17 protein-coding genes are annotated in these 18,720 nt (G+C 53.4%); 10 read left to right on the forward strand and 7 right to left on the reverse strand.

Features of this window, described 5'->3' with window-relative positions:
• Nucleotides 1-138: 138 nt before the first annotated feature.
• The 6 genes from hupB to bolA form a co-directional block, all read right to left on the reverse strand.
• Nucleotides 139-411: a nucleoid-associated protein HU-beta gene (hupB, locus tag ACDO57_RS12960; protein ID WP_002444653.1), complete on the reverse strand. Its 273-nt coding sequence runs from the start codon at nucleotides 409-411 to the stop codon at nucleotides 139-141.
• Between the two features lie 210 nt (nucleotides 412-621).
• Nucleotides 622-2,976, reverse strand: coding sequence for an endopeptidase La (lon, locus tag ACDO57_RS12965; RefSeq protein ID WP_023334706.1), 2,355 nt, complete (start codon nucleotides 2,974-2,976; stop codon nucleotides 622-624).
• Between the two features lie 182 nt (nucleotides 2,977-3,158).
• Nucleotides 3,159-4,433, reverse strand: coding sequence for an ATP-dependent protease ATP-binding subunit ClpX (clpX, locus tag ACDO57_RS12970; RefSeq protein WP_024906819.1), 1,275 nt, complete (start codon nucleotides 4,431-4,433; stop codon nucleotides 3,159-3,161).
• 126 nt (nucleotides 4,434-4,559) lie between these two features.
• Entirely contained in the window at nucleotides 4,560-5,183 is a 624-nt protein-coding gene (clpP, locus tag ACDO57_RS12975) for an ATP-dependent Clp endopeptidase proteolytic subunit ClpP (protein ID WP_010428105.1), read from the reverse strand.
• Between the two features lie 259 nt (nucleotides 5,184-5,442).
• Nucleotides 5,443-6,741, reverse strand: coding sequence for a trigger factor (tig, locus tag ACDO57_RS12980; RefSeq protein ID WP_370884072.1), 1,299 nt, complete (start codon nucleotides 6,739-6,741; stop codon nucleotides 5,443-5,445).
• Between the two features lie 330 nt (nucleotides 6,742-7,071).
• Entirely contained in the window at nucleotides 7,072-7,389 is a 318-nt protein-coding gene (bolA, locus tag ACDO57_RS12985) for a transcriptional regulator BolA (protein ID WP_021241655.1), read from the reverse strand.
• 305 nt (nucleotides 7,390-7,694) lie between these two features.
• Between bolA and ACDO57_RS12990 the strand changes: the two genes are divergently transcribed.
• The 8 genes from ACDO57_RS12990 (at nucleotide 7,695) to ACDO57_RS13025 (ending at nucleotide 16,568) form a co-directional block, all read left to right on the forward strand.
• A complete protein-coding gene (locus ACDO57_RS12990; protein WP_023310568.1) occupies nucleotides 7,695-8,273 on the forward strand; it encodes a lipoprotein in 579 nt (192 codons plus the stop codon).
• Nucleotides 8,274-8,319: 46 nt separating this feature from the next.
• Nucleotides 8,320-9,795: a muropeptide MFS transporter AmpG gene (gene ampG, locus ACDO57_RS12995; RefSeq protein ID WP_032646163.1), complete on the forward strand. Its 1,476-nt coding sequence runs from the start codon at nucleotides 8,320-8,322 to the stop codon at nucleotides 9,793-9,795.
• Nucleotides 9,796-10,272: 477 nt separating this feature from the next.
• On the forward strand, nucleotides 10,273-11,220 hold the full coding sequence (cyoA, locus tag ACDO57_RS13000) for a cytochrome o ubiquinol oxidase subunit II (RefSeq protein ID WP_014882770.1): 948 nt from the start codon (nucleotides 10,273-10,275) through the stop codon (nucleotides 11,218-11,220).
• 16 nt (nucleotides 11,221-11,236) lie between these two features.
• A complete protein-coding gene (gene cyoB / locus ACDO57_RS13005) occupies nucleotides 11,237-13,228 on the forward strand; it encodes a cytochrome o ubiquinol oxidase subunit I (RefSeq protein ID WP_014168864.1) in 1,992 nt (663 codons plus the stop codon).
• Entirely contained in the window at nucleotides 13,218-13,832 is a 615-nt protein-coding gene (locus tag ACDO57_RS13010; RefSeq protein ID WP_023334703.1) for a cytochrome o ubiquinol oxidase subunit III, read from the forward strand. Before cyoB ends, ACDO57_RS13010 begins: the two co-directional genes overlap by 11 nt.
• Nucleotides 13,832-14,158: a cytochrome o ubiquinol oxidase subunit IV gene (locus ACDO57_RS13015; RefSeq protein WP_006176899.1), complete on the forward strand. Its 327-nt coding sequence runs from the start codon at nucleotides 13,832-13,834 to the stop codon at nucleotides 14,156-14,158. Before ACDO57_RS13010 ends, ACDO57_RS13015 begins: the two co-directional genes overlap by 1 nt.
• Nucleotides 14,159-14,169: 11 nt before the next feature.
• Entirely contained in the window at nucleotides 14,170-15,057 is an 888-nt protein-coding gene (cyoE, locus tag ACDO57_RS13020; protein ID WP_013095848.1) for a heme o synthase, read from the forward strand.
• A gap of 149 nt (nucleotides 15,058-15,206) precedes the next feature.
• The gene (locus ACDO57_RS13025; RefSeq protein WP_148769547.1) at nucleotides 15,207-16,568 is read left to right on the forward strand and encodes an MFS transporter; all 1,362 of its coding nucleotides are present in this window, start codon (nucleotides 15,207-15,209) and stop codon (nucleotides 16,566-16,568) included.
• A gap of 31 nt (nucleotides 16,569-16,599) precedes the next feature.
• Here the strand turns inward: ACDO57_RS13025 and ACDO57_RS13030 are convergent, their stop codons facing one another.
• Nucleotides 16,600-17,091, reverse strand: coding sequence for a YajQ family cyclic di-GMP-binding protein (locus tag ACDO57_RS13030; protein ID WP_023334701.1), 492 nt, complete (start codon nucleotides 17,089-17,091; stop codon nucleotides 16,600-16,602).
• A gap of 121 nt (nucleotides 17,092-17,212) precedes the next feature.
• On the opposite strand from ACDO57_RS13030, the gene panE reads away from it, so the two are divergent.
• Together panE and yajL are read left to right on the forward strand one after the other, a co-directional pair.
• Nucleotides 17,213-18,124, forward strand: a complete 912-nt coding sequence (panE, locus tag ACDO57_RS13035; protein ID WP_148769546.1) for a 2-dehydropantoate 2-reductase — start codon at nucleotides 17,213-17,215, stop codon at nucleotides 18,122-18,124.
• The gene (yajL, locus tag ACDO57_RS13040) at nucleotides 18,087-18,677 is read left to right on the forward strand and encodes a protein deglycase YajL (protein ID WP_157188684.1); all 591 of its coding nucleotides are present in this window, start codon (nucleotides 18,087-18,089) and stop codon (nucleotides 18,675-18,677) included. Before panE ends, yajL begins: the two co-directional genes overlap by 38 nt.
• Nucleotides 18,678-18,720: the final 43 nt, after the last annotated feature.

The following is an 18,720-nucleotide window of genomic DNA, read 5'->3' on the forward strand; positions in this document are numbered from 1 at the left end:
TGTATTGTGACAAGAAAACGGGGCGATTGTCAGCCCACAACTCGCATAAACTCGCACAAATCAGGTCTGGACAAACAAAAAAGGCACATCAAATGATGCGCCCTTGTACTTTCCGGCTTCCCTGAAACGGGAAAGCAATCAGTTTACTGCGTCTTTCAGCGCTTTACCTGCACGGAAACCCGGCACTTTAGCAGCAGCAATGGTGATCTCTTTACCGGTCTGAGGGTTGCGGCCAGTACGGGCAGCACGCTCTTTAACAGCAAAAGTACCGAAGCCTACCAGTGCAACGTCGTCCCCAGCCTGCAGAGATTCAGTAACAGAAGCAATTAATGCATCTAAGGCACGTCCAGCTGCAGCTTTAGAAATATCAGCACCAGCAGCAATTTTGTCAATCAGTTGAGATTTATTCACTGTTCTCTTCCTCTCTTTATAATTTATATCGCGCCTGAATCCTTCACAACGCGACCGCGCAGCAGTTATATCAGGCCTGCCATGACCTTACAACACCCGTTGTTGATGGCTGACCTAATCAGCAATCTAAATTAGCTATACAAAAAAAGGCTGGCAAGTGCGAAATGACTTACCAGCCTTGTTTTTATTGACGCTCTTTGCGCGAGGTCACTATTTTGCGGTTACAACCTGCATTCCGGAGGGTTCATTCTGCAGTGCGAGACTGAGAACTTCCTCAATTCGCTTCACAGGATGAATCTGCAGATCAGCAATCACGTTGTCCGGAATCTCTTCCAGATCGCGTTTATTTTCGTAAGGGATCAATACGGTTTTGATCCCACCGCGGTGCGCCGCCAGCAGTTTTTCTTTTAAACCACCAATCGGCAGAACCTGACCACGCAGCGTGATTTCACCGGTCATTGCCACATCAGCACGCACCGGGTTCCCTGTCAGACAGGAAACCAGAGCGGTACACATGGCAATACCCGCGCTTGGACCATCTTTCGGCGTCGCCCCTTCAGGTACGTGCACGTGGATGTCGCGTTTTTCGTAGAAATCAGGGTTGATACCCAGTTTCTCCGCACGTGCGCGCACCACGGTCAGCGCCGCCTGGATGGACTCCTGCATCACTTCACCCAGCGAGCCGGTGTAGGTCAGTTTGCCTTTACCTGGCACACAGGCGGTTTCGATGGTCAGCAGATCGCCACCCACTTCCGTCCATGCCAGGCCAGTCACCTGACCAACGCGGTTTTCGTTGTCCGCGCGACCGTAGTCGAAGCGCTGGACGCCCAGGTACGCATGCAGATTATCGCCGTTAATCACAATGTGTTTCAGGCTCTTATCCAGCAGCAGCTGTTTCACCGCCTTACGGCACAGTTTAGAGATTTCACGCTCAAGGCTACGCACGCCCGCTTCACGGGTGTAGTAGCGAATGATGCCGATAATCGCGCTGTCCTCGACGGTCAGCTCGTTGGCTTTCAGCGCGTTACGCTCGATCTGTTTCGGCAGCAGGTGCTGCTTAGCAATGTTCAGCTTCTCATCTTCGGTATAACCGGAGAGACGGATCACTTCCATACGGTCCAGCAGCGGGGCCGGAATGTTCATGGAGTTGGAGGTCGCCACGAACATCACATCGCTCAGGTCGTAGTCCACTTCCAGGTAGTGATCGCTGAACGCCACGTTCTGTTCTGGATCAAGCACTTCCAGCAGTGCAGACGCAGGGTCGCCACGCATGTCCGACGACATCTTATCGATCTCATCGAGCAGGAACAGCGGGTTTTTAACCCCCACTTTCGCCATCTTCTGGATCAGTTTACCCGGCATAGAACCGATGTAGGTACGGCGGTGACCGCGGATTTCCGCCTCATCGCGTACGCCACCCAGCGCCATACGGATATACTTACGTCCGGTCGCTTTGGCGATGGACTGACCCAGAGAGGTTTTGCCCACCCCCGGCGGCCCGACCAGGCACAGAATTGGGCCTTTGATTTTGTTTACACGGCTCTGTACCGCGAGGTACTCAAGAATGCGGTCTTTCACGCGTTCCAGGCCGTAGTGGTCAGTATCCAGGATTTCCTGCGCCTGACGCAGGTCTTTTTTGACCTTGCTGCGGGCGTTCCACGGAACCTGCACCATCCACTCAATATAGCCGCGTACAACGGTCGCTTCAGCCGACATTGGAGACATCATTTTCAGCTTCTGCAGTTCTGCTTCGGCTTTCTCTTTCGCCTCTTTCGGCATCTTCGCCGCGTCGATCTTACGCTTCAGCGCTTCGTTTTCGTCCGGCGCGTCGTCCATCTCGCCCAGCTCTTTCTGAATGGCCTTCATTTGCTCATTCAGATAGTACTCACGCTGGGATTTCTCCATCTGCTTTTTCACGCGGTTGCGAATGCGCTTCTCAACCTGCAGCAGATCGATTTCGGACTCCATCATCGCCATCAGGTATTCCAGACGTTCGTTAACGTCGGACATTTCCAGCACGGACTGTTTGTCAGCCAGCTTCAGCGGCATATGGGCAGCGATGGTGTCCGCCAGACGTGCAGGATCGTCGATGCTGTTCAGCGACGTCAGCACTTCTGGTGGGATTTTCTTGTTCAGCTTGATATAGCCTTCAAACTGGCTAATCGCGGTGCGCACCAGCACTTCCTGCTCGCGCTCATCAAGCTCAGGCGAATCAAGGTACTCTGCCTTCGCAGAGAAGTGCTCGCCGTCGTCTGACAGAGTGGTAATACGCGCACGCTGCAGCCCTTCTACCAGCACCTTCACGGTGCCGTCAGGCAGCTTCAGCATCTGCAAAATGGAGGCCACGGTCCCGACGGTGAAAAGATCGTTTACACCCGGCTCATCCGTTGATGCTTCTTTCTGCGCCACCAGCATGATTTTTTTATCATGATCCATAGCGGCTTCGAGGCAACGGATAGATTTTTCCCGCCCTACAAATAAGGGTATGACCATGTGCGGATAAACCACCACATCGCGCAACGGCAATACGGGGATTTCAATGCGTTCAGAACGCTCAGGATTCATAGAGCTCTCTCTTAGTTAGTGTCCGCCAGGTAAGCTGGTCATGTCACTGTGCTTCACATAACCATTAACATGTATCCAGTATATGGGGATGTTTGCCACACATTCAACGCTATGAATACGGAAAAAGTAAAGGGGAGATAAAATCCCCCCTTTTTGATTAACTGCTTGTATGATTTGGTGAATTATTCGCCAGATGCCTGCTGTGCTTCCGGTTTGCCGTAAATCAGCAGCGGCTTGGTTTGACCGCTGATGACGGACTCGTCAATCACCACTTTCTCCACGTCTTCCATCGATGGCAGATCGTACATGGTGTCGAGCAGTGCCGCTTCAACGATAGAACGCAGGCCACGGGCACCGGTTTTACGGATCATCGCTTTCTTGGCAATGGCATCCAGCGCTTCGTCGCGGAATTCCAGGTCAACGCCTTCCAGATTGAACAGCGCCTGATACTGCTTGGTCAGCGCATTTTTTGGCTCTTTCAGGATCTGGATCAGCGCGTCTTCACTCAGCTCATTCAGCGTTGCCACAACCGGCAGACGGCCGATGAATTCAGGGATCAGACCGAATTTGATCAGATCTTCTGGTTCAACCTGAGACAGCAGTTCACCTTCGTTTGGTTTTTCGGACGTCGATTTCACCGTTGCGCCAAAACCAATGCCGGAGCCGGTTTCAACACGGTGGGAGATGACTTTATCCAGACCAGCAAACGCACCGCCACAGATGAACAGGATCTTGGAGGTATCAACCTGCAGGAACTCCTGCTGAGGATGTTTACGACCCCCCTGTGGCGGAACAGCGGCAACCGTACCTTCGATCAGCTTCAGCAGTGCCTGCTGTACGCCTTCACCCGATACGTCACGGGTAATGGACGGGTTGTCGGATTTACGGGAGATCTTGTCGATCTCATCGATGTAAACAATCCCGCGCTGGGCTTTCTGTACGTCGTAATCGCATTTCTGCAGCAGTTTCTGGATGATGTTTTCAACATCCTCACCCACATAACCGGCCTCGGTCAGGGTGGTGGCATCCGCCATGGTGAACGGAACATCAAGCAGACGCGCCAGGGTTTCAGCCAGCAGCGTTTTACCGGAACCGGTTGGGCCGATCAGCAGAATGTTACTTTTACCCAGTTCTACGCCATTGCTGGTGTCGCCGTTACGCAGACGTTTGTAGTGGTTATAGACCGCTACCGCCAGCACTTTCTTGGCCTGCTCCTGTCCGATGACGTAGTCGTCAAGGTGATGACGAATTTCATGCGGCGTTGGCAGCGCGCTGCGCTCACGGTGCGGTGCGACTTCTTTAATCTCTTCGCGAATGATGTCGTTACATAAATCGACACATTCGTCGCAGATATACACGGACGGCCCGGCAATCAGTTTACGCACTTCATGCTGGCTTTTGCCGCAAAAAGAGCAGTACAGCAGTTTGCCCGAACCATCTTTGCGTTTATCTGTCATGAGTCCAAACCTCTTTTTAAGTTCTTTGTGCCGCACATGACGACGCAAATGCCAATCTAAGACGCAAGCTGCAATAAGCAGCGTGCCGCCCTACCTTAGTATAGCGGCACACTCGCGTCGCGGGCATCAATTACGATGGGTCAACACGGAGTCGACTAAGCCGTACTCAACTGCCTCTGGTGCAGAGAGGAAGCGATCGCGCTCGGTATCGCGCTCGATCTGCTCGAGTGGTTGACCCGTATGCTGCGCCATAAGTTCATTCATGCGCGCTTTTACTTTCAGAATTTCGCGGGCGTGGATTTCGATATCCGTCGCCTGCCCCTGGTAACCGCCCAGCGGCTGGTGAATCATCACGCGGGAATTTGGCAAGCAGAAACGCTTACCTTTCGCCCCTGCTGTTAACAGGAACGCGCCCATAGATGCAGCCTGACCCATACAGATAGTGCTGACATCTGGCTTGATGAATTGCATGGTGTCATAAATGGACATCCCCGCTGTAATCACGCCCCCCGGGGAGTTGATGTACAGGTAAATGTCTTTTTCCGGGTTTTCCGCTTCCAGAAACAGCATCTGCGCCACGATCAGGTTAGCCATGTGGTCTTCCACCTGGCCGGTCAGAAAGATAACGCGTTCCTTGAGCAGACGGGAATAGATATCAAAAGATCGCTCACCACGTGAGGTCTGTTCAATAACCATTGGCACCAGAGCCATATGGGGTGCAAAGTTATCTCGTTCGCCACTGTATGACATTTCCGTCTCCTGGATCTAAATTGAAAACACCTGCTGTACTGATTGTAACCTTATGGACGGATTATCAGCCAGTCTCATTCATCGTGATTACGTACTTATGGGGTTCACAGTGCCCTATTTCAAGCATAACAACCTTTTGTTGTTACGCTAACACTGAAAGGGCGTTTTAGCACTCTTCCTGGGCTATTGGTGTGATAAAAAAAACCCGTCACCAAAAGGCAACGGGTTTTTGTTCAAACTTTAAACCGTTGGGGCGAAATTACGCCTGCTGGTTCATCAGTTCGTTGAAAGAGGTCGCTTTTTCGGACACTTTCGCTTTCGCCAGTACCGCTTCAACAGCCTGCTCTTCCAGGGCGACGTTGCGCATGTTGTCCATCAGCTCTTTGTTCTTACCGTAGAACTCGATCACTTCTGATGGATCTTCGTATGCAGAAGCCATCTCTTCGATCAGGCCTTTCACACGCTCTTCGTCAGCTTTCAGCTCGTGGGTACGAATCACTTCACCCAGCAGCAGGCCAACAACTACGCGGCGTTTCGCTTGCTCTTCGAACAGCTCGCGTGGCAGTTCCATCGCTTGCTGCTGGTTGCCACCGAAACGCTGTGCAGCCTGACGGCGCAGAACGTCGATTTCGCTGTCGATCAGGGCAGTTGGAACGTCGATGTCGTTGGCTTTCACCAGACCTTCGATCGCCTGAGATTTCACACGGTTACGCACCGCGCCGTTCAGTTCGCGTTCCATGTTCTTACGCACTTCGGTACGCAGACCCGCTACGGAACCATCTTCCACGCCGAAACGCTTGATGAATTCTTCAGTCAGTTCTGGCAGTTCGCGCTCTTCAACTTTCTTCAGGTTGATAGCGAACTTCGCTGCTTTCCCTTTCAGGTTTTCAGCGTGGTATTCTTCCGGGAAGGTCACGTCGATGGTGAACTCTTCGCCAGCCTTGTGGCCTTTGATACCGTCTTCGAAGCCTGGGATCATACGACCCTGGCCCATTGCCAGTACGAAGTCAGACGCTTTACCGCCTTCGAACTCTTCGCCGTCTACAGAACCGGTGAAGTCGATGGTGACACGGTCTTCAGCATCAACAGCGCCTTCTTTCTCTTTCCAGTTCGCCTGCTGCTTGCGCAGGGTATCCAGCATGCCGTCAACGTCTTCGTCAGTCACGGAAACAACTGGTTTTTCAACTTCGATAGATTCCAGACCTTTCAGCTCAACTTCCGGGTACACTTCGAACTCTACGGAGTAGGTGAAGTCTTCGCCCAGTTTGTATTCGCCTGGAACGTAGTTCGGCGCGCCGGCCGGATTGATTTTTTCTTTGATGATCGCATCAATAAAGTTACGGCTCATCAGTTCACCCAGCACATCCTGACGCACGGAAGCGCCATAACGCTGAGCAACAACATTCATTGGTACTTTGCCCTTGCGGAAGCCGTCAATACGTACTTTTTTTGCTACGTTGACCAGCTCGCTTTTCACAGCAGTTTCGATGCTGTCAGCAGCGATAGTAATCGTTACACGGCGGCCAAGGCCTTGAGTGGTTTCAACTGAAACTTGCATCTTGTTACCTCAAAAAAATCACAGTGCTCGGTCAACTCTGAATCTGTCTGTTATACCGGGATGCTCTCTTAGTGCAGATTCACATTCCCTGTCGCCAGAATCATCCCGAAGACATTCAATAAGACGCGGCATTATAGCGGCATCACTTAGGTGAGTCGAGAACGGTTGGGGCATGTTGCTGCGGCTTTTTTCACACTTTAAGGCTATTTTTAGCCTTAAAATCGCACCATCCGCTCAAAACTCAGACAAAACAAAACGGCCCGGAGGCCGTTTTGAGGAAATCTGTAAGCAACATACTGGAAAAGCTCCAGCCGTTGCAAATCCGATTTATCAGGCGATTGTGCCTGCTCCGCGACAGGGCGGTGATGCAAAAACCGTATCCTGCAAGCCTTCCCATTCCTTAATGGTGTAGGTATGCAGTGCCAGCGCATGTACGGTCGTGGAGAGTTCTTCCGTCAAGGTGCTGTAGATCAAGCGATGCCGATTCAGGAAACGTTCTCCCGTGAAGCGATCGCTAACCAGAACCACTTTGAAGTGGCTTTCAGAACCTGCCGGCACGTTATGACGATAGCTTTCGTCGACGACTTCGAGGAACACAGGGTTGAACGCCGCCCTTAATTTATCTTCTATATGCTCACGTATCATCATGAAATTACTCCTCCGACAACGCCAGGATGTCACCCATCCCTTTAAATGTTAGCCGCTTTTACCGTTTCCATTACACCTTGACAACAAATATTTAGCTTTCGTCTGATTTTCTCATTCAAACGAATGAAGTTCACTGTGAGACTCATACGTTTTGTCATACACGGATTGGGAAAAACGGTGAACTGGTCAGTTTTCGGACAAGGCGATGAATTTACATGCGTTGACCACTTCCCCTCGCCGTTGGCGATGTTATGATGGCGGCAATTTTTCTCTTTATATGCTTACGATTCGTTGAGAACCCGAAAATGTTAAAAAAACTCTTCTTTCCGTTGGTAGCCCTTTTTATGCTGGCAGGCTGCGCTACCCCGCCTACCACTATTGATGTCTCACCAAAAATCACCCTGCCTCAGCAGGACCCAAGCCTGATGGGCGTCACCGTGAGCATTAACGGTGCCGATCAGCGTCAGGATCAGGCGCTGGCAAAAGTGACCCGCGATAACCAGCAGGTTACCCTCACCGCGTCCCGCGACCTGCGCTTCCTGCTCCAGGAAGTGCTGGAGAAACAGATGACCGCTCGCGGCTACATGATTGGCCCAAGCGGCGCGGTTGATCTGCAGATCATCGTGAACAACCTGTATGCTGACGTGTCTCAGGGCAACGTGCGCTACAACATCGCGACCAAAGCGGATATCGCCATCATTGCCACCGCGAAGAATGGCAACAAGATGACCAAAAACTACCGCGCCAGCTACTCTGTTGAAGGTGCGTTCCAGGCCTCCAACCAGAACATTGCTAACGCCGTTAATAGCGTGCTGACCGATACCATCGCCGATATGGCGCAGGACACCAGCATTCACGACTTCATCAAGCAGAACGCGCGTTAATCCCGCTCGCTGACCCGGTGTATCACCGGGTCAGTTTTATAAGAACATGTCCAGCCATTACTTACGCATTTTCCAGCAACCGAAATCAGCGATTCTGCTGATCCTCGGCTTTGCCTCGGGTTTACCCCTCGCACTCACTTCCGGCACGCTTCAGGCGTGGATGACGGTCGAGAACATCGATCTGAAAACCATTGGTTTCTTCTCGCTTGTGGGCCAGGCCTACGTCTTTAAGTTCCTGTGGTCTCCGGTCATGGATCGCTACACGCCGCCTTTCCTCGGGCGTCGTCGCGGCTGGCTGGTGATGACGCAAATCCTACTGCTGCTGGCCATTGCGGCGATGGGTTTTCTTGAACCTACCACGCAGCTTCGCTGGATGGCGGCGCTTGCGGTGGTGATTGCCTTCTGTTCCGCCTCTCAGGATATCGTGTTCGATGCCTGGAAGACGGACGTGTTACCTGCGGAAGAGCGTGGCGCCGGTGCGGCAATCAGCGTGCTGGGCTATCGCCTCGGGATGCTGGTCTCCGGTGGGCTGGCGCTGTGGCTTGCCGACCGTTACCTCGGCTGGCAGGGCATGTACTGGCTGATGGCCGCCCTGCTGATCCCCTGCATTATCGCGACCTTATTGGCGCCCGAACCGAGTGACGTTATCCCGGTTCCCCGCTCGCTGGAGCAGGCCGTCGCCGAACCGCTTCGTGACTTCTTTGGCCGCAACAACGCCTGGCTGATCCTGTTGCTCATCGTCCTTTATAAGCTGGGCGATGCCTTTGCCATGAGCCTGACCACCACCTTCCTGATCCGCGGTGTCGGTTTTGACGCCGGCGAAGTGGGTGTGGTGAATAAAACGCTGGGGCTGTTTGCGACCATTGTCGGGGCATTATACGGTGGCGTGCTGATGCAGCGCCTGACGCTGTTCCGCGCGCTGCTGATTTTCGGCATCCTTCAGGGCGCCTCTAACGCAGGCTACTGGCTGCTGTCGATTACCGATAAACATACGATCAGCATGGCCGCGGCGGTGTTCTTCGAAAACCTCTGCGGCGGTATGGGCACAGCGGCGTTTGTCGCCCTGCTGATGACCCTGTGCAACAAGTCATTTTCCGCCACGCAGTTCGCTCTGCTCTCGGCGCTCTCTGCCGTAGGCCGCGTGTACGTTGGCCCGATTGCCGGCTGGTTCGTGGAAGCCCACGGTTGGCCAACATTTTATCTCTTTTCTGTCGTGGCCGCCGTGCCGGGGATTTTATTGTTGCTGGTGTGTCGCCAGACGCTGGAATATACCCAGCGGACAGAACACTTTATGCCGCGCACCGAATATCACCGCGCCTACCGTTTTGCGTTACGTCTGTTAATGGTGGGCTGCCTTGCTCTGGCACTGTGGCTGGTGGTGCTCATTATTAATGCCAGCACGTCACTGGCACTCCCCTTCGAAGCCCTTCTGCTGGACGCAGGCGCCCTGCTGGCTATCGCCGGGATCCTGACCGGGGGCCTGCTCGATTTCATGGCCTTGCGTAAAACGCAGATGACCTGAAGAAAAATGCGAAAGGTTATTTTCCGTTGTAATCACTAACCGAAATTATAACGGCGAAATAGCCATCAACCGCAAAAAAAATATTTGTTGTTTTGTGCGGGATAGGATTTGGAAATTATTGGCTCCCATTCCAAAACGCTATTTTTCATTAAACGATTCAGCATGCGAGAGTTTGATTTTTCGTTTTTTAGATGTCTTTTTATTGATAATTAATTGTTAATTTTTTGTTTATTTTCAACAATGGTTATACCAATTGCCCCTTTTAGGGTATGCTTGGGGGTCCTTTCGTTATAAAGCCCATGCCATGCGGCTTCGGTCATAAGAACCGACATAATTTGCAACACTTGTGACACGTGCGGCAGAACCCGGTAACACCTTCCTGACACAGGCCTAATGATGTTTACAGTAATGTAACCTTCCCGTAAAATGCCCGCACACTTTAAACGCCACCAGACTCCGTGGAATTGAGGTCGTTAAATGAGACTCGGGAAATACAATAAAAGTTTGGGATGGTTGTCATTATTCGCGGGCACTGTATTACTCAGTGGCTGCGATTCTGCACTACTAGACCCCAAAGGACAGATTGGACTGGAACAACGTTCACTGATATTGACGGCTTTTGGCCTGATGTTGATTGTGGTTATTCCTGCCATTTTGATGGCTGTTGGTTTCGCCTGGAAGTATCGTGCGAGCAATAAAGATGCGAAGTATAGCCCTAACTGGTCACACTCCAATAAAGTGGAAGCTGTGGTCTGGACGGTACCTATTCTGATCATCCTGTTCCTTGCCGTACTGACCTGGAAAACCACTCACGCACTTGAGCCAAGCAAACCGCTGGTTCACGATGAGAAACCTATTACCATTGAAGTGGTCTCCATGGACTGGAAATGGTTCTTCATCTATCCAGAGCAGGGTATTGCTACCGTGAATGAAATCGCCTTCCCGGCGAACACTCCGGTTCAGTTCAAAGTGACCTCCAACTCCGTAATGAACTCCTTCTTCATCCCACGTCTGGGTAGCCAGATTTACGCGATGGCCGGTATGCAGACCAATCTGCACCTGATCGCGAATGAAGCAGGCACCTATGATGGTATCTCCGCCAGCTATAGCGGCCCGGGCTTCTCAGGTATGAAGTTCAAAGCTATTGCGACGCCGGACCGTGCCGCTTTCGACCAGTGGGTTGAAAAAGCGAAGCAGTCTCCAAACACCATGTCTGACATGGCGGCGTTCGAAAAAGTGGCTGCACCTAGCGAATACAACAAGGTGGAGTACTTCTCTAATGTGAAACCAGATTTGTTCAAAGACGTTATTGGCAAATTTATGGATCACGGCAAGAGCATGGACATGACCCAGCCTGAAGGCGAGCACAGCGCGCATGAAGGTATGGAAGGCATGGACATGAGCCACGCGGAAACCGCTCACTAAGGGGCCGAGGAAGAAAATGTTCGGAAAATTGACACTGGATGCAGTGCCCTACCATGAACCGATTATCGTGGTTACGGTGGCTGCAATTATCATTGGTGGCGCGGCCTTACTGGCCCTGATCACTTACTTCGGTAAGTGGAGCTACCTGTGGAACGAGTGGCTGACTTCGGTTGACCACAAAAAACTCGGTATCATGTACTGCATCGTCGGTATCGTCATGTTAATTCGTGGCTTTGCGGATGCGATCATGATGCGTAGCCAGCAGGCACTCGCTTCAGCGGGTGAAGCCGGCTTCCTGCCGCCGCACCACTACGATCAGATCTTTACCGCTCACGGCGTTATCATGATCTTCTTCGTGGCGATGCCGCTGGTTATCGGTCTGATGAACGTTGTCGTTCCGCTGCAAATCGGCGCGCGCGACGTGGCGTTCCCGTTCCTGAACAACCTGAGCTTCTGGTTCACGGTTGTCGGCGTTATTCTGGTTAACCTGTCACTGGGTGTGGGCGAATTCGCGCAGACCGGCTGGCTGGCTTACCCGCCGCTGTCAGGAATTGAGTACAGTCCGGGCGTTGGCGTCGACTACTGGATTTGGGCGCTTCAGCTCTCCGGTGTCGGTACTACCCTGACCGGTATCAACTTCTTCGTGACCATTATCAAGATGCGTGCCCCTGGCATGACCATGTTCAAGATGCCGGTATTTACCTGGGCATCTCTGTGCGCCAACATCCTGATTATTGCCTCCTTCCCAATTCTGACCGTCACCATCGCGCTGCTGACCCTGGACCGCTACCTGGGCACCCATTTCTTCACGAATGATATGGGTGGCAACATGATGATGTACATCAACCTGATTTGGGCCTGGGGTCACCCGGAAGTGTACATTCTGGTTCTGCCTGTGTTCGGTGTGTTCTCCGAAATCGCGGCAACCTTCTCGCGTAAACGTCTGTTTGGTTACACCTCTCTGGTGTGGGCAACCGTGTGTATTACCGTTCTGTCGTTCATCGTTTGGCTGCACCACTTCTTCACCATGGGTGCGGGCGCGAACGTAAACGCCTTCTTCGGTATCACCACTATGATTATCGCCATCCCTACCGGGGTGAAGATCTTCAACTGGCTGTTCACCATGTACCAGGGCCGTATCGTGTTCCACTCAGCGATGCTGTGGACCATCGGCTTCATCGTGACCTTCTCCGTAGGTGGGATGACCGGCGTACTGCTGGCGGTACCAGGTGCTGACTTCGTTCTGCACAACAGTCTGTTCCTGATTGCGCACTTCCATAACGTTATCATCGGTGGCGTGGTCTTCGGCTGCTTCGCTGGCGTAACCTACTGGTGGCCAAAAGCGTTCGGCTTCACGCTGAACGAAAAATGGGGTAAACGCGCGTTCTGGTTCTGGATCATCGGCTTCTTCGTGGCATTTATGCCGCTGTACGTGCTGGGCTTCATGGGTATGACCCGTCGTCTGAGCCAGCAGATCGATCCGCAGTTCCACCCAATGCTGATGGTTGCAGCGGGCGGTGCCGTGCTGATTGCCTGTGGTATCGCGTCTCAGCTGATTCAGTTCTACGTGTCTATTCGCGACCGCGACCAGAACCGTGACCTGACCGGTGACCCATGGGGTGGCCGTACGCTGGAGTGGGCAACCTCTTCTCCACCGCCTTTCTATAACTTTGCCATCGTGCCGCAGGTTCATGAACGCGACGCATTCTGGGAAATGAAAGAAAAAGGTGAAGCGTACAAGCAACCTGCTCATTACGAAGAGATCCACATGCCGAAAAACAGCGGTGCGGGCATCGTGATTGCCGCCTTCGCAACGGTATTTGGTTTCGCAATGATCTGGCACATCTGGTGGATGGCGATTGTTGGCTTCGCCGGCATCGTAATCAGCTGGATTGTGAAGAGCTTTGACGAGGACGTGGACTACTACGTACCAGTCCGTGAAGTTGAGAAGCTGGAAAATCAGCATTTCGACGAGATTTCTAAAGCGGGGCTGAAAAATGGCAACTGATACTCTGGCGCACTCAACTGCCCACGCGCATGAACATGCGCACCACGATACAGGACCGACCAAAGTCTTCGGTTTCTGGATCTACCTGATGAGCGACTGCATTCTGTTCTGCTGTCTGTTCGCGACCTATGCCGTTCTGGTGAACGGCACGGCGGGCGGCCCGGCTGGCAAGGATATCTTTGAACTGCCGTTCGTTCTGGTTGAAACCGCACTGCTGTTATTCAGCTCCATCACCTACGGCATGGCGGCTATCGCCATGTACAAAAACAACAAGAGCCAGGTTGTGTCCTGGCTGGCGTTGACCTGGTTGTTTGGTGCTGGATTTATCGGGATGGAAATCTATGAATTCCATCACCTGATTCTGGAAGGTTTCGGTCCGGATCGCAGTGGCTTCCTGTCCGCGTTCTTCGCGCTGGTAGGTACCCACGGTCTGCACGTCACCTCTGGTCTGATCTGGATGGCGGTACTGATGTTCCAGGTATCCCGTCGCGGCCTGACCAGCACTAACCGTACCCGTATTATGTGCCTGAGCCTGTTCTGGCACTTCCTGGACGTGGTGTGGATCTGTGTGTTCTCTGTTGTATATCTGATGGGGGCGATGTAATGAGTCATTCAAACGATCATGGCGCTTCCCACGGTAGCGTAAAAACCTACATGACAGGTTTCATCCTGTCGATCATCCTGACGGTGATCCCGTTCTGGATGGTGATGAGCGGTTCTGCGTCTAAGCCGGTTATTCTGGGTGCAATCCTGGTGACCGCGGTGATTCAGATTCTGGTGCATCTGGTTTGCTTCCTGCACATGAACACCAAGTCCGATGAAGGCTGGAATATGACCGCCTTTATCTTTACCGTGATTATCATCGCTATCCTGGTAGTCGGTTCCATCTGGATTATGTGGAACCTCAACTACAACATGATGGTTCACTAAGAGCGGCGAGTATGTTTAAGCAATACCTGCAAGTAACGAAACCAGGCATCATCTTTGGCAACCTGATCTCCGTGATCGGAGGGTTCCTGCTGGCCTCTAAGGGCAGCATTGATTACACCCTCTTTATCTACACGCTGGTCGGTGTGTCACTGGTTGTTGCGTCCGGTTGTGTATTTAACAACTACATCGACATGGATATCGACAAGAAGATGGAAAGGACCAAAAATCGGGTGCTGGTGAAAGGCCTGATCGCCCCTTCCGTCTCGCTGGTGTACGCCACCTTGCTGGGTATTGCTGGCTTTATGCTGCTGTGGTTTGGTGCTAACCCGCTGGCCTGCTGGCTGGGGGTGATGGGGTTCGTGGTGTATGTGGGCGTCTACAGCCTGTATATGAAACGCCACTCCGTCTACGGCACGCTGATTGGTTCTCTCTCCGGCGCTGCGCCGCCGGTGATTGGCTACTGCGCGGTCACGAACGAGTTCGACAGCGGTGCGCTGATCCTGCTGGCTATCTTTAGCCTGTGGCAGATGCCGCACTCTTATGCCATCGCGATTTTCCGCTTTAAGGATTATCAGGCAGCGAACATCCCGGTTCTGCCGGTCGTGAAAGGCATTTCGGTTGCCAAGAACCACATCACGCTGTACATCATCGCCTTTGCCGTGGCAACGCTGATGCTCTCTCTGGGTGGTTACGCTGGATATAAATATCTGGCGGTAGCGGCTGCGGTGAGCGTCTGGTGGCTCGGTATGGCGCTGCGCGGTTACAAAGTGGAAGATGACAAAGTCTGGGCGCGCAAACTGTTTGTGTTCTCGATTGTGGCCATCACCTCGCTGTCCGTGATGATGTCCGTGGACTTCATGGTGCCGGATTCACACAACCTGCTGACTTACGTCTGGTAAGCCACAACAGGTGAATAAAGGGGTGCTTCGGCACCCTTTTTTATTCACGGAATTTATTAATAACGCATGTAATATTTGTTAAATAACCCTTTATTTACCCCGCCCCTTCCCCGCACTACACTATGGCCTGCTTTTGAACTGAGGTGGTAATGAACGATTATAAAATGACGCCAGGCGAGCTTCGCGCGACCTGGGGCTTAGGGACTGTCTTCTCGCTACGGATGCTTGGCATGTTTATGGTCCTGCCTGTTCTGACCACGTACGGTATGGCGCTGCAGGGGGCCAGCGAGGCGCTGATTGGGCTCGCAATCGGCATCTACGGTCTGGCGCAGGCGGTGTTCCAGATCCCGTTTGGCCTGCTCTCTGACCGGGTGGGCCGAAAGCCGCTGATCGTTGGTGGGCTGCTGGTCTTTATGCTCGGGAGCGTCATTGCCGCCCTCTCCCACTCCATCTGGGGAATTATTCTCGGCCGCGCCCTGCAGGGTTCCGGCGCGATTGCCGCTGCGGTGATGGCGCTGCTGTCAGACTTAACCCGCGAGCAGAACCGCACTAAAGCGATGGCATTCATCGGCGTGAGCTTTGGCGTGACGTTTGCGATTGCGATGGTGCTGGGCCCCATCATTACGCACACATTGGGTCTGCACGCGCTGTTCTGGATGATTGCAGTGCTGGCGACCATCGGTATTGCCTTAACCCTGTGGGTGGTTCCGGACAGCAAAAACCACGTCCTCAACCGTGAGTCGGGGATGGTAAAAGGCTGCTTCAGCAAAGTGATCGTCGAGCCGCGCCTGCTGAAGCTGAATTTTGGCATTATGTGTTTGCACATCCTGCTGATGTCGACCTTTGTTGCCCTGCCCGGCCAGCTTGCCGCAGCGGGTTTTCCGGCTGCTGAGCACTGGAAAATCTATCTGGTCACGATGCTGATTTCGTTTGTCTCCGTCGTGCCGTTCATCATCTACGCCGAAGTGAAGCGCAAAATGAAGCGCGTCTTCGTGGGCTGCGTGGCGATACTGCTGATTGCCGAGATCGTGCTCTGGGGGGCCGGCCCGCACTTCTGGGAGCTGATTGCCGGCGTGCAGCTGTTCTTCCTGGCCTTTAACCTGATGGAAGCGTTGCTCCCGTCGCTTATCAGCAAAGAGTCCCCCGCCGGTTACAAAGGCACGGCAATGGGCATTTATTCCACCAGCCAGTTTCTCGGCGTGGCAATCGGCGGCTCGCTTGGCGGCTGGGTGGACGGCCTGTTTGATTCACAAACCGTGTTTCTCGCCGGTGCGCTGTTGGCGACAGTCTGGCTGCTGGTCGCCAGCACCATGAAAGAGCCGCGCTACGTGAGCAGCCTGCGCGTGGAAATCCCGAATGACGTTGAGATTAGCGATGCGCTGAAACAGCGTCTGGAAGCAAAAGAAGGCGTGACAGAAGTGCTGATTGTCCCCGAAGAGCGCAGCGCTTACGTCAAAATAGACAGTAAAATGACCAACCGCTTCGAAGTTGAGCAGGCGCTCAAAGCGTAAAAAAAAGCCCGGTTAAACCGGGCTTTTTATATTAATCGCGGAAGTTTTTAAACTGGAACGGCTGCCCCAGATCGCCGCCGCGCACCAGCGCCATCACCGACTGGAGGTCATCACGGGATTTCCCGGTGACGCGAATCTCTTCGCCCTGGATCTGCGCCTGCACCTTCAGCTTGCTGTCTTTGATGAGCTTCACAATCTTCTTCTGCACCGCGCTCTCGATGCCCTGCTTCAGCTTAGCTTCAACAAACCAGTTCTTACCGCTGTGCACAAACTCTTCCGGTACATCCAGAGACGTCCCTTCGATGCCGCGCTTTAACAGCTTGGCGCGCAGAATGTCGAGCAGCTGATTTACCTGGAAATCAGACTCGCTCAACACCTTGATGGTCTTATTTGCATCGTTCAGCTCAAACGACGCCTCAACGCCACGAAAATCGAAACGTGACTCAACTTCGCGGGTTGCGTTCTCAACGCCGTTGCGAACTTCCTGGATATCAACTTCGGAAACAATATCGAAAGATGGCATCTTTTCTTCTCCCTTCACTTTTGTTGCGTTGCATAATACCCGCTACGAGGCATAACTCAACAGAAGCTTAGCTGTATAATTAAGCTGTAACACCTGGCGCAGTTGCAGGTGAGGAGGAACAATGAAAATTACAGTGCTCGGATGTGGAGCCCTTGGTCAGCTGTGGCTGACCGCGCTGTGCAAGCACGGACATGAGGTTCAGGGCTGGCTGCGCGTGCCCCAGCCCTATTGCAGTGTAAACCTGATTGGTGAAGACGGAAGCATCTTTAACGAATCCCTCACCGCGAACGATCCTGATTTCCTGGCGCAAAGTGACCTTTTACTGGTGACGCTCAAAGCGTGGCAGGTCTCAGACGCGGTAAAGACGCTGTCCGCCCAGCTCCCCCCCACTTCGCCCATACTGCTGCTGCATAACGGCATGGGGACCCTTGACGAGCTGAAAAGCGTTCCGCAGCCCCTGCTGATGGCGTCGACCACGCACGCTGCCCGTCGCGACGGTAACATCATCGTGCATGTCGCCAGCGGGGTGACGCACATTGGACCCGCCAGAACGCAGGATGGCGACTATAGCTATCTGGCCGATGTGCTGCAGAAGGTGCTGCCGGACGTGGCCTGGCATAACCATATTCGTCCTCAGCTCTGGCGCAAGCTGGCCGTAAACTGCGTGATCAATCCGCTGACGGCGCTGTGGAACTGTCCGAACGGAGAGCTGAAAAATCATCCACAGGACGTTGCGGTGCTGTGTGCAGAAATCGCGGCGGTCGTTGAGCGGGAAGGCCTGCACACGTCGGCGGACGATTTGCGCTGCTACGTCGAGCAGGTTATTGAAAGCACGGCAGAAAACATCTCCTCGATGCTGCAGGACGTTCGGGCATTACGCCACACGGAGATCGACTATATCACCGGTTATCTGCTAAAACGCGCCCGCGCGCACGGCATCGCGGTGCCGGAAAACGCCCGTCTGTATGACCTGGTTAAACGTAAGGAGAGTGAATATGAGCGCGTCAGCCCTGATCTGCCTCGCCCCTGGTAGCGAAGAGATGGAAGCGGTCACCACCATTGATTTGATGGTGCGCGGTGGCATTAAGGTGACAACCGCCAGCGTCGCCAGCGACGGCAGCCTGGCGATTACCTGCTCGCGCGGCGTGAAGCTGCTCGCGGATGCCCCGCTCGTGCAGGTAGCCGACGGGGATTACGACATCATCGTTTTGCCCGGTGGCCTGAAAGGCGCGGAATGTTTTCGCGACAGCCCGCTGCTGGTCGAGACCGTGCGTCAGTTTCATTTATCCGGCCGTATCGTCGCCGCTATCTGTGCCGCCGCTGGCACGGTGCTGATTCCGCACGATATCTTCCCTATCGGCAACATGACCGGCTTCCCGGGGCTTAAGGATACGATCCCGGATGAGCATTGGGTGGATAAACGCGTCGTCTGGGACCCGCGCGTCAACCTGCTGACCAGCCAGGGACCCGGCACCGCAATTGATTTTGGCTTAAAGATTATAGACCTGCTGGTCGGGCGAGAAAAGGCGTACGAAGTGGCATCGTCGCTGGTGATGCCGGCGGGGATTTATAATTATTACGAATAGGTGTTTTCTCCCTCTCCCTGTGGGAGAGGGCCGGGGTGAGGGC

It is taken from the genome of Enterobacter cloacae complex sp. 2015409 (genome assembly GCF_041365315.1).
In the GTDB taxonomy this organism is placed as follows: Bacteria; Pseudomonadota; Gammaproteobacteria; order Enterobacterales; family Enterobacteriaceae; genus Enterobacter; species Enterobacter pseudoroggenkampii.

Excerpts from the sequence above, each read along its gene's own strand:
- lon (WP_023334706.1), bottom strand. The coding sequence starts at position 2,976 with ATGAATCCTGAGCGTTCTGAACGCATTGAAATCCCCGTATTGCCGTTG.
- clpX (WP_024906819.1), bottom strand. The coding sequence starts at position 4,433 with ATGACAGATAAACGCAAAGATGGTTCGGGCAAACTGCTGTACTGCTCT.
- clpP (WP_010428105.1), bottom strand. The coding sequence starts at position 5,183 with ATGTCATACAGTGGCGAACGAGATAACTTTGCACCCCATATGGCTCTG.
- tig (WP_370884072.1), bottom strand. The coding sequence starts at position 6,741 with ATGCAAGTTTCAGTTGAAACCACTCAAGGCCTTGGCCGCCGTGTAACG.
- bolA (WP_021241655.1), bottom strand. The coding sequence starts at position 7,389 with ATGATGATACGTGAGCATATAGAAGATAAATTAAGGGCGGCGTTCAAC.
- ACDO57_RS12990 (WP_023310568.1), top strand. The coding sequence starts at position 7,695 with ATGTTAAAAAAACTCTTCTTTCCGTTGGTAGCCCTTTTTATGCTGGCA.
- ampG (WP_032646163.1), top strand. The coding sequence starts at position 8,320 with ATGTCCAGCCATTACTTACGCATTTTCCAGCAACCGAAATCAGCGATT.
- cyoA (WP_014882770.1), top strand. The coding sequence starts at position 10,273 with ATGAGACTCGGGAAATACAATAAAAGTTTGGGATGGTTGTCATTATTC.
- cyoB (WP_014168864.1), top strand. The coding sequence starts at position 11,237 with ATGTTCGGAAAATTGACACTGGATGCAGTGCCCTACCATGAACCGATT.
- ACDO57_RS13010 (WP_023334703.1), top strand. The coding sequence starts at position 13,218 with ATGGCAACTGATACTCTGGCGCACTCAACTGCCCACGCGCATGAACAT.
- ACDO57_RS13015 (WP_006176899.1), top strand. The coding sequence starts at position 13,832 with ATGAGTCATTCAAACGATCATGGCGCTTCCCACGGTAGCGTAAAAACC.
- cyoE (WP_013095848.1), top strand. The coding sequence starts at position 14,170 with ATGTTTAAGCAATACCTGCAAGTAACGAAACCAGGCATCATCTTTGGC.
- ACDO57_RS13025 (WP_148769547.1), top strand. The coding sequence starts at position 15,207 with ATGAACGATTATAAAATGACGCCAGGCGAGCTTCGCGCGACCTGGGGC.
- ACDO57_RS13030 (WP_023334701.1), bottom strand. The coding sequence starts at position 17,091 with ATGCCATCTTTCGATATTGTTTCCGAAGTTGATATCCAGGAAGTTCGC.
- panE (WP_148769546.1), top strand. The coding sequence starts at position 17,213 with ATGAAAATTACAGTGCTCGGATGTGGAGCCCTTGGTCAGCTGTGGCTG.
- yajL (WP_157188684.1), top strand. The coding sequence starts at position 18,087 with ATGAGCGCGTCAGCCCTGATCTGCCTCGCCCCTGGTAGCGAAGAGATG.